At 49.3% G+C, this 15968-nt stretch carries 14 protein-coding genes; 11 read left to right on the top strand and 3 right to left on the bottom strand.

Annotated elements, in window-relative coordinates:
* Positions 1-104: 104 nt before the first annotated feature.
* On the top strand, positions 105-998 hold the full coding sequence (gene nlpI, locus MD588_RS14630) for a lipoprotein NlpI (RefSeq protein WP_265698118.1): 894 nt from the start codon (positions 105-107) through the stop codon (positions 996-998).
* A gap of 70 nt (positions 999-1068) precedes the next feature.
* Here nlpI and MD588_RS14625 read toward each other — a convergent pair whose 3' ends face one another.
* The 3 genes from MD588_RS14625 to MD588_RS14615 form a co-directional block, all read right to left on the bottom strand.
* Positions 1069-1944, bottom strand: coding sequence for a U32 family peptidase (locus tag MD588_RS14625; protein WP_265698117.1), 876 nt, complete (start codon positions 1942-1944; stop codon positions 1069-1071).
* An 11-nt stretch (positions 1945-1955) separates the two neighbouring features.
* Positions 1956-2963, bottom strand: a complete 1008-nt coding sequence (ubiU, locus tag MD588_RS14620; RefSeq protein ID WP_265698116.1) for a ubiquinone anaerobic biosynthesis protein UbiU — start codon at positions 2961-2963, stop codon at positions 1956-1958.
* A 142-nt stretch (positions 2964-3105) separates the two neighbouring features.
* Positions 3106-5145, bottom strand: a complete 2040-nt coding sequence (locus tag MD588_RS14615; protein ID WP_265698115.1) for a sensor domain-containing protein — start codon at positions 5143-5145, stop codon at positions 3106-3108.
* A 204-nt stretch (positions 5146-5349) separates the two neighbouring features.
* Here MD588_RS14615 and ubiT point away from each other — a divergent pair, with 204 nt between their 5' ends.
* The 10 genes from ubiT to deoC all read left to right on the top strand — a co-directional run bounded on the left by ubiT (position 5350) and on the right by deoC (position 15940).
* Positions 5350-5871 (top strand): ubiquinone anaerobic biosynthesis accessory factor UbiT, encoded by a 522-nt coding sequence (gene ubiT / locus MD588_RS14610; RefSeq protein WP_265698114.1) that lies wholly within the window; start codon positions 5350-5352, stop codon positions 5869-5871.
* Entirely contained in the window at positions 5861-6364 is a 504-nt protein-coding gene (locus MD588_RS14605; protein WP_265698113.1) for a GNAT family N-acetyltransferase, read from the top strand. Before ubiT ends, MD588_RS14605 begins: the two co-directional genes overlap by 11 nt.
* A gap of 179 nt (positions 6365-6543) precedes the next feature.
* The gene (locus MD588_RS14600; protein ID WP_265698112.1) at positions 6544-6945 is read left to right on the top strand and encodes a DNA polymerase III subunit psi; all 402 of its coding nucleotides are present in this window, start codon (positions 6544-6546) and stop codon (positions 6943-6945) included.
* Positions 6935-7381, top strand: coding sequence for a ribosomal protein S18-alanine N-acetyltransferase (rimI, locus tag MD588_RS14595; RefSeq protein WP_265698111.1), 447 nt, complete (start codon positions 6935-6937; stop codon positions 7379-7381). The genes MD588_RS14600 and rimI overlap by 11 nt, the downstream gene beginning before the upstream one ends.
* A 298-nt stretch (positions 7382-7679) precedes the next feature.
* On the top strand, positions 7680-9260 hold the full coding sequence (prfC, locus tag MD588_RS14590; RefSeq protein ID WP_265698110.1) for a peptide chain release factor 3: 1581 nt from the start codon (positions 7680-7682) through the stop codon (positions 9258-9260).
* Positions 9261-9416: 156 nt separating this feature from the next.
* On the top strand, positions 9417-11501 hold the full coding sequence (gene glgX, locus MD588_RS14585; protein ID WP_265698109.1) for a glycogen debranching protein GlgX: 2085 nt from the start codon (positions 9417-9419) through the stop codon (positions 11499-11501).
* Positions 11502-11721: 220 nt separating this feature from the next.
* A complete protein-coding gene (locus MD588_RS14580; protein ID WP_265698228.1) occupies positions 11722-12516 on the top strand; it encodes a TatD family hydrolase in 795 nt (264 codons plus the stop codon).
* Positions 12517-12737: 221 nt separating this feature from the next.
* A complete protein-coding gene (locus MD588_RS14575) occupies positions 12738-14003 on the top strand; it encodes a NupC/NupG family nucleoside CNT transporter (protein WP_265698108.1) in 1266 nt (421 codons plus the stop codon).
* 572 nt (positions 14004-14575) lie between these two features.
* Positions 14576-14746 carry a XapX domain-containing protein gene (locus tag MD588_RS14570; RefSeq protein WP_265698107.1) on the top strand — a complete coding sequence of 57 codons (171 nt, stop codon included), beginning with the start codon at positions 14576-14578 and terminating at the stop codon, positions 14744-14746.
* A gap of 420 nt (positions 14747-15166) precedes the next feature.
* Positions 15167-15940: a deoxyribose-phosphate aldolase gene (gene deoC, locus MD588_RS14565; RefSeq protein ID WP_265698106.1), complete on the top strand. Its 774-nt coding sequence runs from the start codon at positions 15167-15169 to the stop codon at positions 15938-15940.
* Positions 15941-15968: the final 28 nt, after the last annotated feature.

Genomic DNA, 15968 nt, shown 5'->3' with positions numbered 1-15968 from the left:
CCATTAGTTACTTAGGCGTATATTGAGCAAAGCTCGATAGCCGCCATCTTGATAATGATGGTATAAGCTAGTAAGAAGACTGTATCACCTCAGGGAGAATTGCATTGATTGCAAACAGGTTAAAATTCGCATGTCTTGCGATGATAATGATGTTGGCAGGCTGTACCGCCGCCCCCCAGTCGAACTGGACACATCCTCCAATGGCGGTGCCTTACCAGCCAACAATCCAGCAGCAGATCCAGCTGGCTCGTATCGATCAGCTGCTTCAACGTAGTGATCTGGATAATGACACTCTGGCACAAATCTATTACGAGCGCGGATTATTGCATGACAGCATTGGATTACGCGATCTTGCCCGCCTTGATTTCAACCAGTCATTGTCACTAAAGCCTGATCAGCCTGATGTCTTTAATATTCTGGGGGTGTACTTTACCCAGAGTGCACACTTTGATGCGGCCTACGAAGCATTTGATTCCACCCTGGAGCTGAACCTTCGTCATCCTTTTGCCCAGCGTAACCGTGGAATAGCCCTCTATTACGGTGGCCGTTATGACTTGGCCCATGAAGATCTGAACGCCCATTACCAGCAGAATGTGAATGATCCATACCGGGTAATCTGGTTATATTTGGTGGATTTGGAGCGCACTCCTGAGAGTGCCCAGGACAAGCTACAGCAACGTTATGACGTGAGCGACAAGCAGAACTGGGGCTGGCAGGTTGTACGGTTATATCTGGGAGAGCTCACTGAAAGTGAGTTTCTGGAGCAGATCGCTTCTGAAAGTGAAAGCAATGAAGTGCTGGCAGAGCATTTGACCGAAGCGTACTTCTACATGGCCAAGTTGTACCACTATAAAAAGGATTTTCAATCGGCTCTGATGCTGTACAAACTGGCATTGTCAGGCAACGTGTATGAGTTCGTCGAACACCGCTTCTCACTGCTGGAACTAAGCCGCTTAATGGCAGAGGCCCAGGCCAACCAGCCGGCCGAACTTGGCTAGTGGGTTTCCTGCGATTTATAAAAAAAGCCGCGATGTTCGCGGCTTTTTTATCGTTTCAACATGAGGCAGGTTAGGCGATATTTAATCCCGCAAGGTTATGCCAGTAACCGTTGCAGTGATGGCCGCCTTCTAGTTTATGCTGGGTGCCACCTTGCTCGTTGTCACGGAATTGATCGACGAGTGGCAGGGTATCAAGGCCTAGCGGACTGAGCCGTACGACATCGACCAAGCCTTCCATACCTTTGAGATCGTTGATCAGGTTGTAGCAATAGCCTGACTGGGTCTGAATCCCGTTCAGGGTAAAGACTTTCTGCTCTTCCTGGCTGTTCACGACGATTCCGTTCGGGTATTTGATGCAGCAGGTTTCGCAGTCATCTTTGGCGCGATCTTCGGCACGGGCGGTAAAGCAACGTGCTGAGTAGGCCAGCGGCAGGTAGCCGTAACTGAACACTTCGGTTTCAAACTGTTCGCGGAACCCCATTTTTTCGCATTCACTCACGACGTTCTGCAGCCATTCCCGCGACAGCTCGACCGGCATACACCAGCGTGTCATCCCTTTTTTCAAAAACAGATTCAGGGTCTGGGCGTTGTAGCAGTTGACTGCTGGGCCGACTACAAACGGTACTTTGTGGTCGTGTGCCATCTGAATGGCCGACACATCATTGGCCTCGACGATGAACTCACCGTTATCAATGTATTTTTTCATTACATTGACTTCACTCGGCGCTTCCAGCAGTGCCATTGTTGATAGGATAACCTGCTTGCCGGCTGCCGAGAGCTCCTTGGCGATATCAAACCAGTGGGCTGGTCTCATTTCACGGCGTTTAGAACATACCGTCTCACCCAGATAGATAATATCGGTACTGGCGTCTTTTGCCTGCTGGTAGAAGGCTTCGACATCGTTTTTTGACCAGAAATAAAGGAGTGGCCCAAGCGAGTATTTCATAATGTTCTCCTTTATTGCCATTTACGGTGATAAGCGCCAAGAGTCGTTTGCTTACCTTCTGAAACATTGCCCAGGCAGGCATTCCACGCCGGATCAACCTGATAGCCTTCCGGGTTTGCTTGGTAGCGATCGATCGCGGCACGCCAGGTACGCGTTACTTGCTCGACATAGGCAGGGCTGCGCTGGCGACCTTCAATTTTCACCGAGGCAATATTTGCCTTGAACAGCTCCGGCAGGATTTCTAGGGTATTTAGGCTGGTTGGTTCTTCCAGGGCGTGGTAGCGCTTGTTCTCGCCATCCAGGTCGACCTCAAAGCGCCCTTTACACAAGGTAGGGTAACCGGCGTTTTCTCCCGCTTCGTAGCGGTCGATCAGCACATCGTTAAGGCGTGACTCCAGCCCTTGCGAGGTTTCTTGCCAGCGAACGTATTTTGCTGGTGAGCAGGCACCTACCGTGTTTGGTGATTCACCGGTCATATAGGAAGACAGGTAGCACCGACCTTCAGACATGATACACAAGCTACCGAAGGCAAAGACTTCCAATTGCATATCGGTGTTGCGCGCTAGCTGTTTTACCTGGTGGATCGACAGTACGCGAGGCAGAACCACGCGCTTGACATTGAAGTTCTGCTTGTAGAAATCAATGGCTGCAGTGTTGGTTGCTGACGCCTGTACTGACAGGTGCAGCTCCAGATCTGGGTATTTTGTCGCAGCGTAATCCAGTACGGCAATATCAGCCACGATCAGGGCATCAACCCCCATTGCAGCTGCATTGTCGACGGCGTTTTTCCAACGCTCGAAGCCATCCGGGTGGGCAAAGGTGTTTAGGGCAACGTGCAGTTTGCGGTCGTGATCTTTCACATACTGCACGGCTTTTTCGAGTTTGCGACCTGTAAAGTTTAAACCTGCAAAATGGCGGGCATTGGTGTCATCTTTAAAACCGATGTACACGGCGTCCGCACCGTTATCAATGGCAGTCTTCAGCGCCGGAAGGTTACCAGCGGGGCAAAGTAGCTCCATATTATTTTTATCTACCAGTGTGGGAATAAAGTAATGGAGCAAATACTAGGGGGCTTGATGCCCCCTTGTTTTGATATCAGGCAGGTTTTGTTGATTTAGGACAACTTATTTTGCGATTTTGACTGTATCAAAAATGATTTGGTTAGTCTTGATGTCGACTGTGCTTGAGTAAAATCGCCTCCAGCTCATTCTTTGGCAGTGGCTTGTAGAAGTGGAAGCCCTGAATATAGTCACAATTGAGGTTAGACAGCAGCGTTGCCTGCTGGCGAGTCTCGACCCCCTCTGCCACGATATTCATGCTTAGTGCTTTGCCGAGGTTTATGATGTTCTCTATCAGGGTTACCTGCTTGGGCACAGATTCAATATCTTTGATAAACGCTCGGTCAATTTTCAGTTCATCGAGTGGGAAGCGGGCAAGATAAGATAGCGATGAATAGCCGGTGCCAAAGTCATCGATAGACAGGGCAAAGCCCTGTTTCTTGATGGCATTGAGCATCTGGATCGTATGCTCGCCATCGCTCATTACCGCACTCTCTGTCAGTTCGAACGTGATGTCGCTTGGGTTAACCCCGGTGCTTTTTTTCAGCTTGTTGACGAAGCTGATCAAATTCGGGTTGCCAAATTGCTGAGGGGAGAGGTTGATGGCTACGCGCCCGGCCAGCAAACCCTGCTGCTTCCATTTTCTTACGGTGGTGAAGACTTCTTTCATCACCACCTGGCCCAGTTGCTCAATCAGGCCGGAGCGCTCGGCGACCGGGATGAACTGACCCGGGCTGATATAGCCTTCGACCGGGTGCTTCCAGCGAACGAGGGCTTCTGCACCGTCAATGACAAAGTCGCGGGCACTGACCTTGGGTTGGTACCAGACTTCGAGCCCATTTTGTTGCAAGGCCTTTTGCAGCTCTATTTCAAGCCACAGGCGCATCCGGGCTTCTTTGTTCATCTCCTCGGTGAACTTTACCAGCCGGTTGCGACCGCGGTTTTTAGCTTCATACATGGCAGTATCAGCATTTTGCAGCAGGATCCTGGCGTCATTGCCATTGCCGGGGTAGCTGACCATGCCGATGGAGCAGGCAAGGTGCTTGCTAAAGTGGTGCAGATCAAACGGCTGGTTGATCAGGGCAATTATCTGTTGCGAAATCAATTCTCCCGTGCGGTCATGCTCGGGCTCAGGCAGGATGATGGCAAACTCATCGCCGCTCAGGTGGCCGATAATCGCCGTTTCCGGCAGCAGGCGGCGCAGGCGCTGTGAGATTTCCTGTAGTACCCGATCACCAATATGGTGGCCGAGCGAATCGTTGATATTTTTAAAGTTATCAAGATCCAGATAGAGCATCACCAGCGGCGTTTCATTGTTGATCAGCTGCTCCAGGCGGCGACTGAAACCATGGCGGTTATACAGTCCGGTCAGCGGATCGGTGTGGACCAATTGTTCAACCTGCCCCTGTTGCACGGTACGTTCAGAGGTATCCTGTAGCAGAATGAGTTTGGCTGGCGAGCCCAACAAGGTGATATCGGAAGCTGAGACATTTAACGGCCGATCGGTACTACAGCGGGGGCTGGTTTGACATTTTCGCTGCTCATTTTTGCCCAATTGGCTGATCTGATCCCCCAGAATTCGCTGACTGTGGCTGTCGATTAACAGCCGGCCAAGTTCTTCGCCGATCAGATCGCGAGGGGAGTCAAAGCCCAACAAATTCGCAGCGGTCTGGTTGGCAGAGATAATGATCTCCCCCTCGACGATACAGCTGCCATCAGTGATGAGTTCATTGAGCTGGTTGAGCTGATGTTCCAGCTCCTGGAGTGAATTAACCAGGACCTGGCGTTCCGATGTATCGGCGGAGTGCAATACGATATAAGGGATATTTCCAAGCTTATCGCGAAGTGGCACCAGGCTGAAATGCATGCTGGTATCATGGCGGTTGTCATTCAGAACCACTTCGCCTTCAACGGAGTCGCCATTAAATGCGCGTTCGTAATAAGGGCGTAGGGAGTCATAGAATACCTGGCCGAGAATGTCTTTGTCATTCCGCCCGACTAATTCTTCGCGTTCAAGGCCGCTTACTTCACAATAGCGGTTGTTGACGACCAGGTAGTTATGATCAGGATCTAACACTGCGAACATAAATGGACTGTTATCAGTCAGCAGCGGGAACCAGTAGTTGAGTTGCTCAGTCGGCATTGAAGAGTCGTATATCCGTATGCGTTAGAATCTGGCTGGGAGGAGCCGTAAAATATCAGTAGCTGGTACTATAACCCGTGATGAAGCCGCAATTCCAAACTTTGCGACCAGAGAAACGTTTTTTTTGACTCAAGGCATAAAAAGTCCCCCCGTTATTGCCATACAATCAGAAAATAATTGCGATAGAGACAGGAAATAAAAACAGTGATTGCTCAACTACGAAAGCACATGGTACAGCATGGCCCGGCTTTGATCCGTGTGCCTGCTAAGTTGACCCCTTTTGCGATTCAGAAAAAAATCATGCTTGAAGGGTTGGCAATGGTCTTCAAAGAAGCGTTGGAAGACGGTGACTTTGAGTTTTTGGAAGACCGCTGGCTGAAAGTAGAAGTGAGGGATCTCGGCTTGCGCTGGTTTATCAGTTACCAGAATGAGCAGTTGGTCGTCTCGGAACACGCAGGGCAGGAAGACGTGAGCTTTAGCGGTGAGTGCAATGATTTGGTATTAATTGCCGCTCGTAAGGAAGATCCTGATACACTCTTCTTCCAGCGTCGCCTTCGTATCGAAGGAGATACGGAATTAGGGCTGGAAGTGAAGAACCTGATGGATAGCATCGATCTGGATTCGCTACCGGCACCCGTTAAGTATGTATTGCAGCAATCGGCCGACTTCATCCAGAAAGGAATGCAGGACATGGTTGCTGATAAAGAGGTAATGAATGCTCATTAGAACCGAAGCGCCGGCGGATATCCTTCCTATCGACAGTTTGCTCAAAACGGTATTTGATACTGAGGCAGAAGCTAATCTGGTGATGAAACTGCGGGAAAATGGTAACCGGACTTTGTCTCTGGTGGCATGCAGCGACGAAGGGGAGCTGATCGGGCACCTGTTTTTTAGTCCGGTCACGGTCGAGGGGCAAGATGATAACTGGCAAGGGCTTGCGCCTTTGGCGGTAAAGCCTGAATATCAGCGCCAGGGCATCGGCCTTGCACTGATGGAAGAAGCGAAAAGTATTCTGGCAGAGCTGGGCTATCCGGTAGCCGTAGTGTTGGGGCACAGCGACTACTATCCGAAAGCGGGCTTTGTTAAGGCATCCGAACATGGGTTGAACTGTAGCTGGCCTGTGCCGGATGAGGCGTTTATGGTCGTAGAGCTGATCCCTGGCAGCTTAGCTGGAAAAAGCGGGCTGGTAGAATACAGCACTGAATTTTCAGACATCTAGCTGTTTGATGCGACGTAATGGATAAAATACCACCTGCGGGTGGTATTTTTTATTCTTGCGGATAGACCCGATTATTATTCAGTTTGGTATTATTCGCTATACAGCGGCTCTGATTTAGCGTCGGGATCTGTTAGGATCGCCAGCCGAAGTGATGCCACCACCGAGAACATGGTAATAGGATGAATCAACGAGAGATACAGATATTGCAGGAGATGGGGCTAACCTATTGGCAGGTGAGAAAACCGTCATTTTTCCCGGACATGCAAGTGCCTGTCATTGACCTTCCCGAAAGTTGCAAATTGCTATTTGTCTGTTCAGAAGAGCTGGATGAACATGACCGCTGGCTATTTGGACGGATTCTAAAAAGCATGAAGCTTACCCCTGAGCAGGCGCTATTATTGCCACCGCAGGCTTTGGAGCAGATCCGAGAGCATCATTTGACCTGGTGCTGGTTAGCGGGCGTTCAGGCGGGACACCCCGTGGGATGCCAACTGCTGACCTCGGTGTCACTGCAACAAATGCATACCAACCCAGCGAGTAAAAAAGCCCTTTGGCAACAGATTTGTTCATATGATTCATAAAATTGTTCCGCTAGAGCCGCATCACCTGGATGATGTATGGCGTATCGAGCAGGCTGCTCATGCTTTCCCTTGGGCCGAGTCGATGATCCGCAAGGCACCCAATAAGATTGCTGCCAATTTTGCCCTGCTGGTTGACGGCAAGGTGGCGGGGTATTGTTTTGGCCAGAATGTGGCTGGTGAAGCGACCTTGCTGAACATTGCCGTTGATCCGGCGTGTCAGGGCAAAGGTTACGGCAAGCTATTGCTAGAAGGCTTCATCGATCAGCTATCGGCGCTTAATGCCGAAGAGATCTGGCTGGAGGTGAGGGCTAGCAACACTCGTGCCTATCATCTCTATGAAGCCCTTGGCTTTAATGAAATTAACCGCCGTGTGGGCTATTACCCCTCAGATACGGGGCGTGAAGATGCGTTAATCATGACGTATCTGATGATATAGCAGCTGCACCGACAGACTTGATTACAACTGAGCGGTGTTACCGCTGTCTCTTTTTGCGGAGTTTGCGTATAATTCCGCCATCTTTAAGGCTCCCATTATTCATCCATAACGCTGCGCGTGATAGAGGTCAACATGTAATTGATTGTAGTTACAAAAGATTTATTTTCTGCCAGCGCAGATGATGAGCCTAGATAGGTCACTATTTAGGTTTTTATTTTAGGAGCCCGGCAACGCATTACAGGCTATTTAGTGGGTTGCTGCTCGATTATTGAAATCTCTCACAGGATTATCAACGCTTATGTCTTTTCTACCTGAAGTGAACAAACGCCGTACGTTTGCAATCATTTCTCACCCGGATGCGGGTAAAACAACAATTACCGAAAAAGTACTGTTATTCGGAAACGCGATCCAGAAAGCCGGTACGGTTAAAGGCCGTGGCTCGAACCAGCATGCCAAGTCAGACTGGATGGAAATGGAAAAAGAGCGTGGGATCTCGGTAACCACCTCGGTAATGCAGTTCCCGTACAACGATTGTCTGGTAAACCTGCTTGATACTCCGGGACACGAAGATTTCTCCGAGGATACCTACCGTACGCTAACAGCGGTTGACTCATGCCTGATGGTGATCGATGCTGCGAAAGGTGTCGAGGATCGTACCCGTAAGCTAATGGAAGTTACCCGTCTGCGTGATACGCCAATCGTAACCTTCATGAACAAACTGGACCGTGATATCCGCGATCCGATGGAACTGCTTGATGAAGTAGAAACCGAGTTGAACATGGCATGTGCGCCAGTGTCATGGCCGATCGGCTGTGGTAAAGAGTTCAAGGGTGTTTACCATATCCACCGCGACGAGACGATTTTGTATAGCACTGGCCAGGGTCATACGATCCAAGAGCAGCGCATTATTAAAGGCTTGGATAACCCTGAGCTTGATGAAGCCGTTGGTGAAGATCTGGCTGAGCAGCTACGTGAAGAGCTGGAATTGGTTATCGGTGCATCGCACGAGTTCGACCAAGAGCTATTCCTAAGTGGTGAGCTAACGCCGGTGTTCTTCGGTACTGCTCTGGGTAACTTTGGTGTTGACCATATGCTTGATGGTCTGACCAAATGGGCACCTGCACCGCAACCGCGTAAGGCGAACGAGCGTGAAGTCGAGGCGACGGAAGAGAAGTTTTCTGGCTTTGTATTTAAGATCCAGGCGAATATGGATCCGAAGCACCGTGACCGTATTGCCTTCATGCGAATCGTTTCGGGTACTTACAGCCAGGGCATGAAAATGAACCATGTCCGTACCGGTAAGAATGTCAGTATTTCGGATGCGGTAACCTTTATGGCCGGTGACCGTGCGCGTGCAGAAAAAGCCTATGCGGGTGACATTATCGGTCTGCATAACCACGGTACCATCCAGATTGGTGATACCTTTACCCAGGGTGAGAACCTGAAGTTCGCGGGAATCCCGAACTTTGCACCGGAACTATTCCGCCGTATCCGCCTGAAAGATCCACTGAAGCAGAAGCAGCTGCTTAAAGGCCTTGTCCAGCTTTCGGAAGAAGGTGCGGTACAGGTATTCCGCCCGCTGCAAAACAATGACTTGATCGTTGGTGCAGTTGGTGTACTTCAGTTTGATGTGGTTGTTGCCCGTCTGAAAGCAGAGTACAACGTAGAAGCTATCTACGAAGGGGTTAACGTGGCGACAGCCCGTTGGGTCGAGTGTGATGATAGCAAGACGCTGGAAGAGTTTAAGCGTAAAAACCAGCAGAACCTGGCATTGGATGGTGGTGATAACCTAAGCTATATTGCGCCTACAATGGTTAATCTTAACCTGGCCAAAGAACGCTTCCCAGATATCGATTTCCGCGCAACCCGTGAGCATTAATCGTTTCTGGTTGGGCAGCTAGCCTACAAAAAGCAGAAGCCGTCACAATTGTGACGGCTTTTTTTATGCATTTTGGCGTATCCGGCATGGGTCTCTTTCATGATGAGTATCTGGGACTATTATTCCCTTGGATGCATATTGGTGGAGGATCGGAAAATGAAAGAACTTGCTGGTGGTACCGAGATTTACTCTTGGCCGGGTGAGCCGTTTCCGCTTGGGGCGACAGTAAAAGAGCAGGGGGTCAACTTCAGCCTCTACTCCAAAAATGCGACTCGGGTGACAATGCATCTTTTTGCGAGTGCGGAAAGTGAGAGTCCGTTTTTGTCATTTGAGCTTGATCCTATTATTCACAAGCGCGGGCATTACTGGTTTGTGTTTATCGCCAACATCGGCCATGGCCAGGTGTATGCGTTTCAGGTCAGTGGACCGTGGAAGCCAGAGCGTGGACTGCGCTTCGATAAAGATAAAGTATTGATTGACCCATATAGCCATGCCATCTGCATCGGCAAGAACTATTGCCGTCAGCGGGCCATTGCCCCCGGCTCGAATATGGATGCATGCATGAAAAGCATGGTGGTGGATCACCGTGCCTTTGACTGGCAGGGAGCTCAGGCTCCGCGCCACTCTCTGACCGATACCGTGATCTACGAGATGCATGTCGGTGGGTTTACCAAACACCCTTCATCAGGGGTAGAGGCGGCTAAACAGGGCACGTTTGCTGGTATTGTCGACAAGATCCCATACCTGAAATCGCTTGGAGTAACAGCTGTCGAGTTGATGCCGGTGCAGCAGTTCGATGTATTCGATGCGCCGGATGGCAGGCAAAATTACTGGGGTTACAGCCCTATTAATTTCTTTGCCATACATGCTGATTACAGTGTCGAGAAAGATCCGCTGGTGGCGATCAACGAATTTAAAACCATGGTCAGGGAGCTGCATAAAGCCGGTATTGAAGTGATTCTGGATGTGGTGTTTAACCATACGGCCGAAGGGGATGAGAACGGTCCGACATTTTGCTTCAAGGGGCTGCAGAACGGCGCCTATTACCTGCTGGACAAGAAAAATGGCGCGTATGCCAACTACAGTGGCTGCGGTAATACCTGTAACGCCAACCACAGTGTGCTGCGCCGGATGATCATCGATGCCCTGCATTACTGGGTCACCGAAATGAAAGTAGACGGTTTCCGCTTTGACCTGGCGTCGGTGCTGGCCAGAGACAGCTTAGGGCAACCGATGAAAGAGCCCCCCCTGCTGTGGTCGATCGACTCGGATCCGATCCTCAGCAGTACCAAGATTATTGCCGAGGCCTGGGATGCAGCCGGTTTGTATCAGGTTGGTTCATTTATCGGTGACCGCTGGAATGAGTGGAATGGGAAGTATCGCGACGATGTACGGGCCTTCTGGCGAGGAGACAACGGTTGTGTCAGCCGCTTGGCGTCACGGGTATTAGGCTCTCCCGATATCTATTGCAGCCACCGCCATTCCCCCCACCGCTCGGTGAACTTTATCTGTGTCCATGACGGTTTCACCCTTAATGACCTGGTGAGTTACAGCGAAAAGCATAACCAGGCCAACGGAGAAGGGAATCGTGACGGTGATAATCATAATCTGTCTAGTAATTATGGGGTGGAGGGGCCGACGGAGATTGCTGAAATTGATGAACTGCGGAACCGACAGTGCAAAAATATGCTCGCAACGCTGTTTCTATCGCTGGGTACACCGATGATCGGTATGGGGGATGAAGTCAGGCGGACCCAGCAGGGCAACAACAACGCCTACTGCCAAGACAATGAGATCAGTTGGTTTGATTGGCGGCTGGTGGATAAACATGCTGATATGCTGCGTTTTGTTACTCTACTTAGCCAGATCCGGCGAGCCGAGCCGACCATTGACTGGAATATGCATATGTCACTCAGCTCGGTGGTAGAAAATGTGGGGATCTGCTGGCACGGTCTCCAGCCTAACCAGCCTGATTGGTCGGAAAACTCCCACTCCTTGGCGCTGACCGTTAACCACCCGATCACCATGGATGAGTTGTATGTTATCTGTAATGCTTATTGGGACCCGCTTGAGTTCACGTTGCCAAACCGGGATAGTCGCGACTGGCATTTGCTGGTGAATACGGCCAAGTGCAGCCCCGGCGATATTTATACTATCGAGGATGCTCCGCAGTATCCGTACAGTACCATTCTGGTCACCGGGCGTAGTATGATCGTGATGGTAGCCAAACCGTCGAACTGATAGTGGATAAGGAGAAATAGATGCTGAGTTGGCTGAGGCTGTGGGTTGCAAGATACGATCGTTGGTGTAAACGCATGGGGCTGATCCCCGAAAACCGCCGCTGTTGTGCACCTGTCAGATATGATGAGAACGCTGCGAAACTTACCTCTGAGCCTACAGCACCATTTCAACAAAGTAGGGGTAAAAAGCCTGAGTGATCTGTTTATGAAGGAATGCCATGATGTTCATTGATAGTCATTGCCACTTCGATTTCGAGCCCTTTGCTTCCGATCCTGCCCATTATCTTGAGCTGGCTAATGACGCAGGCGTAGGCAAGATTGTCATCCCGTCTGTCGGGGAGCGCAATTGGCAGGAGGTTCAGCAACTCTGCCGACAGTTTGATAATTTGTACTATGCCCTCGGCCTGCACCCATTTTTCAGTAATGAGCACAACGTAGATTCGTTGTCACGGCTTGCAAATAGATTGGAAGAAGTCGTCGGAGGAGCTGGTGAAAACAATCAAAAGTGCGTTGCCGTCGGTGAATGTGGGCTAGACTTTGCCATTGCGGATGCGGATCGGGAACAACAGATTGAATTGCTGAGCGCACAGTTGGCATTGGCAAATAAATATGCACTACCAGTCATACTTCACTGCCGAAAAGCCTACCCTGAATTGCTGCGTATTTTGAGACAAAACCCACCGATTGCTGGCGGTGTTTATCACGGTTTCAGTGGAAGTCTCTCGCAGGCTGAGCAGGTTATTGATCTAGGTATCAAAATTGGCGTTGGGGGAACGATTACATATCGCCGTGCGAATAAAACTCGCAATACAATTGCTTCACTGCCATTGGCAGCACTGATGCTTGAGACCGATGCGCCGGATATGCCTGTTGCTGGGTATCAGGGGCAGCCAAACCGCCCTGACAGGCTCCGCAATATTGTCCAGGAGCTTGTGGACATCAGAAAGGAATCCAAGTCGGAAATTGAAAAGATCACCAGCTTAACAACGGCTGAACTATTTCAAATTTCGATGTGATCTAGATCCATAAAGCAAACGGTTGCGCTAAACGGTTGCTTTTGCGCTGTTTTGCTTTGTGATTTATGTCACGTTTGTGATTAAACTTTCACTCCCTTTCCTTGGAAAGTGTGATGTTCGCATTATTTTTTTAGGTCTCCGTATGAGTATAATGCGCCGGACTCTTAATGAGCCGAATTGTCGAGACGCCAAACTTAACTATAAAAGGGAAGCCATAAACTATGAGCGTGTTTATGAGCCTGGTTGGGATGGTAGTACTGCTAGCTCTAGCTGTACTGTTATCGGATAACCGCAAAGCTATTAATTTACGTACTGTTGGTGGTGCATTTGCCATCCAATTCTTCTTGGGTGCATTTGTACTTTATGTACCTGTAGGTCGTGACGTGCTTTACGGCGCATCACAAGCTGTTGCTAATGTAATTGGTTACGGTAATGACGGTATTAACTTCCTGTTTGGTGGTTTGACGTCAGATAAAATGTTTGAAGTGTTCGGTGGCGGTGGTTTTGTATTCGCTCTGCGTGTACTACCTGTTATCGTATTCTTCTCTGCATTGATCAGTGTTCTTTACTACCTAGGTATTATGCAGGTTGTTATCAACTTCCTTGGTGGTGGTCTACAGAAAGTACTAGGCACTTCTCGTGCGGAATCAATGTCTGCGACAGCTAACATTTTCGTTGGTCAAACGGAAGCGCCATTGCTTATCCGTCCGTTCGTGCCAAAAATGACTCAATCTGAGCTGTTTGCAGTAATGTGTGGTGGTCTGGCGTCTGTAGCCGGCGGTGTACTAGCGGGTTATGCATCTATGGGTGTACCTCTAGAATACCTAATCGCGGCATCATTCATGGCAGCTCCTGGTGGTCTATTATTCGCTAAGATCATCAAGCCTGAAACTGAAGAGCCAATCGAGCAAATCCCTGGTATGGATGAAAACGATGCTGACAAACCAGCAAACGTGATCGATGCGGCTGCTGGTGGTGCGTCTTCTGGTATGCAACTAGCACTTAACGTAGGTGCAATGCTACTAGCGTTCATCGGCCTGATTGCTCTAATCAACGGTATGCTGGGTGGTATCGGTGGTTGGTTCGGTATGCCTCAACTGACTCTAGAGCTAATCCTGGGTTATGTATTCTCTCCACTAGCATTCCTAATCGGTGTGCCATGGGAAGAAGCAACAATCGCTGGTTCTTTCATCGGTCAGAAACTGATTGTGAACGAATTCGTTGCTTACCTGAACTTTGCTCCTTACCTAGCTGAAGGTGCTGAAGTAGTTCTTTCTGAGAAGACTTCTGCAATTATTTCTTTCGCACTATGTGGTTTTGCTAACCTATCTTCTGTAGCAATCCTACTTGGTGGTCTGGGTGGTCTGGCTCCAAGCCGTCGCCACGATATTGCACGCTTTGGTATGAAAGCTGTAGCGGCAGGTACATTATCTAACCTAATGTCTGCAACTATTGCTGGTCTATTCGTGACTATCAACGCAATGTAATTACTGACTCGTTCAGCAAGAATATGAAACGCCACAGCTAAGCTGTGGCGTTTTTGTTTTCAGAGCAGACCCTAGGAAGAGCAGGTCCTGGTTCCTGGAAAGAGCAAAAGTTAGAAGCTAGTTTAAAGTTCGACTATCGAGGTGTTTGACTTTTTGTCGTTGCTCGGCGAGCTTGCTTGCAGAACCCAGAACCCAGAACCCAGAACCCAGAACCCAGAACCCAGAACCCAGAACCCAGAACCCAGAACCCAGAACCCAGAACCCAGAACCCAGAACCCAGAACCCAGAACCCAGAACCCAGAACCCAGAACCTCTTTCCTTTATCGTGATACTCTTTTCTAGGATCTAGGATCTAGGATCTTTACTTTCCCCCCTTAAATTCGATCAACAGATTTGGTAAAAACATGCAACGCGTGGCTTTTTTGTATCATAAAATCGATTGCGCTCCGTTTTCAGAGATCTCCCTTTGCTACCATCCGTTGTAGAAAGTTTATTCATATTGGTAACCAGCGACACCTGACTAACGGCAGACTACACTCTTCTTTGTGCTGTAAAAGACAGAGAGAAAGGTTATGTATGATGTCATATTAGCGCTATTGGCTGGTTTCATCGTTGGGGTCTTGTTTTCAGCGATTAAGTTACCTATTCCTGCCCCTCCGGTACTGCCCGGAGTAATGGGAATTTTCGGGGTGTATACCGGAGGTATCGCATACCAGTGGATAGTGGAACGCTTTTTCACGTAATGAAAATTTATGTTCTGTAACAGGGGCTTATATTCATTTCTAGCGGTAAACACATTGTCCACAAATGGAAACACGACTTTGATGGTGAGGCGTATCGTTGCTTGGTATTATTGGTGTGCACCATCACAAACTGACGATTGCTGTTTCAGCGTTTCCCAACCGTGATGGAAGTATTGTCACGGTTTGCTGAACAGCAGGGTTTGCAAGACGCTCAGGTAGTCTGAGTATTTTGCGCGGTGAAAAGGATATCAATCAGGAAAAACAATCTCGCATTGTTTCCCTGAGTCTTCAAGGAACCAAGTCCGCTCATCTAACTGTTCGCTGTAGGCGGGCCGTTTGACGGTATAGCAACAGATTGCCGTCGAGCGTATGGAACAGTTTCTATAAGCTTGGTAGAAAATAACTGGACTGGAGATAGTCATGAGCGATTTAAAAGCTGCTGCACTACGTGCACTTAAACTAATGGATCTTACCACTCTGAACGATGACGACACTGATGCAAAAGTGATCGAGTTGTGTAAGAACGCGAAAACAGCTGTAGGTAACACAGCAGCAGTATGTATCTACCCACGTTTCATTCCTGTTGCTAAGAAGCAACTGCGTGAGCAAGGTACACCAGAAGTCCGTATTGCAACTGTTACTAACTTCCCACACGGTAACGACGATATCGAGATTGCGGTAGCTGAAACTAAAGCTGCGGTAGCCTACGGCGCTGATGAAGTTGACGTAGTATTCCCGTACCGCGCTCTGATGGCTGGTAACGAAGAAGTTGGCTTCGAGCTGGTTAAGCAGTGTAAAGAAGCGTGTGGCGACATTCTGCTGAAAGTTATCATCGAAACTGGTGAGCTTAAAACAGAAGAACTGATCAAGAAAGCTTCTGAAATCTCAATCAAAGCAGGCGCTGACTTTATCAAAACGTCTACTGGTAAAGTGCCAGTTAACGCAACCCCTGAGTATGCTGAGATCATGCTGAACGTGATCAAAGACATGGGCGTAGCGAAAACTGTTGGCTTCAAGCCAGCAGGTGGCGTTCGTACCGCTGAAGATGCACAGCAATACCTAGATATGGCTGACCGCATCCACGGTGCTGAGTGGGCTGACAACATGCACTACCGTTTCGGTGCATCAAGCCTACTAGCTAACCTGCTTCACACGCTAGGTGAAGGCGAAAAAGCAGCTGAAGGCGGCTACTAATCTTATCTCGTGAGGTGGCATTTATTGC

The organism is Photobacterium obscurum, assembly GCF_026191635.1.
Classification (GTDB): domain Bacteria; phylum Pseudomonadota; class Gammaproteobacteria; order Enterobacterales; family Vibrionaceae; genus Photobacterium; species Photobacterium obscurum.
Note: the sequence above shows the minus strand (reverse complement) of the source record. Positions and strands in the feature narration are given on the sequence as shown.